Source organism: Liquorilactobacillus vini DSM 20605 (assembly GCF_000255495.1).
GTDB lineage: Bacteria > Bacillota > Bacilli > Lactobacillales > Lactobacillaceae > Liquorilactobacillus > Liquorilactobacillus vini.
In genome coordinates, this window is sequence record NZ_AHYZ01000201.1 from 1 (window position 1) to 277 (window position 277).

Annotated in this window: 1 protein-coding gene; it reads right to left on the reverse strand. The window is 33.9% G+C overall.

Annotated features, from left to right (window positions below; translation table 11 throughout):
* A partial coding sequence (gene tnpB, locus ON15_RS10860; RefSeq protein WP_235720461.1) for an IS66 family insertion sequence element accessory protein TnpB occupies positions 1 to 222 on the reverse strand: 222 nt, incomplete at its 3' end.
* Between the last annotated feature and the right edge of the window lie 55 nt (positions 223 to 277).

Genomic DNA, 277 nt, shown 5'->3' on the forward strand with positions numbered 1-277 from the left:
TTGTAAACGACCATTTTCAATTCGTTTATAAAGCAGCCAAAAACCATCTCCGTCCCAATATAAAGCTTTGAATCGATCTTTTCTTGTGCCGCAAAACAGATATAAAGATTTAGAATATGGATCAAGCTTGAATTGATCTAAAACTACATTTGCCAGTCCATCAATTCCTCGTCGAAGATCAGTTTTGCCACAGATAAGATAAATACCCTTAATTTTTCGCATATCAAGCAACATCATTTAAAAATCGCCTTGATTAAGGAATCTAAAATGTATCCCT